Annotated in this window: 2 protein-coding genes; one reads left to right on the top strand and one right to left on the bottom strand. The window is 69.5% G+C overall.

The genetic code is table 11. The annotated features are described in order from the left end of the window. The coding region (locus tag KZA10_RS16320) for a WYL domain-containing protein (RefSeq protein ID WP_218683413.1) at positions 1-524 on the top strand (524 nt) is incomplete at its 5' end. A gap of 102 nt (positions 525-626) precedes the next feature. On the opposite strand, the gene KZA10_RS16315 is transcribed toward KZA10_RS16320, so the two are convergent. Next, the coding region (locus KZA10_RS16315; RefSeq protein WP_256935007.1) for a His/Gly/Thr/Pro-type tRNA ligase C-terminal domain-containing protein at positions 627-895 on the bottom strand (269 nt) is incomplete at its 5' end.

Here is an 895-nt window from a genome sequence, read left to right as displayed (position 1 = left end):
CACTGCAGGCCATCGCACGTGCGATCCGCGACGAGGAGTGGCTGCGCTTCGACTACGAGGGCGCACCCGTGCTGGTCGAGCCGTACCGACTGCTCACCTGGGTGCGGCGCTGGTACCTGGTCGCACGCGATCCGCAGACCGACGAATGGGGCACGTACCGGGTCGACTGGATGCAGCTGCGGATGCCGACGCGACGCTCCTTCACGCCGCAGCCGCTGCCCGGGGGTGACTACACGGCCTTCGCCATGCGGACCATCGCCGTGAGCGGGTGGATCGTGCATGCCCGGCTGCGCATCGACGCGCCGGCTGCGGCCGTGCTCGACCGGATCCACGCTGCGGTCGGGATCGTCGAGCCGGTCGACGACGAGCACTGCATCCTCGTCACGGGTGCGGACAGCCTCGACACCGTCGCCGCCTACATCGGCATGCTGATGATGGACTTCACGGTCGAGAGCCCACCCGAGCTGCTCCCCCGCCTGCAGCTGCTCTCCGAGCGCTACGCGCGCGCCGTGGCGAGATCATGAGGCACGTCGAAACCCACACTCCCCGTCGAGACCCACTCCCACACCGGCTGACCACGATGGGTCTCGGCGATGAGGATGGGTCTCGACGATGACTGAGGGTGCTCAGGCGCCGCGCAGGCGCTCCGCGAGGTACGCGTGCAACTCGTCGATCGAGACGCGCTCCTGTGCCATGGTGTCGCGGTCGCGCACCGTGACGGCACGGTCGTCGAGCGAGTCGAAGTCGACCGTGACGCAGAACGGGGTGCCGATCTCGTCCTGGCGACGGTAGCGGCGGCCGATCGCCCCCGCGTCGTCGAAGTCGACGGCCCAGGAGCTGCGGAGCGTGTCGGCGACCTCGCGAGCGAGCGGCGAGAGGTTCTCGTTGCGCGACA

The sequence above is a fragment of the Microbacterium sp. BF1 genome (assembly GCF_019279095.1).
GTDB lineage: Bacteria > Actinomycetota > Actinomycetes > Actinomycetales > Microbacteriaceae > Microbacterium > Microbacterium maritypicum.
This window is presented reverse-complemented; position numbering and strand designations above follow the sequence as displayed.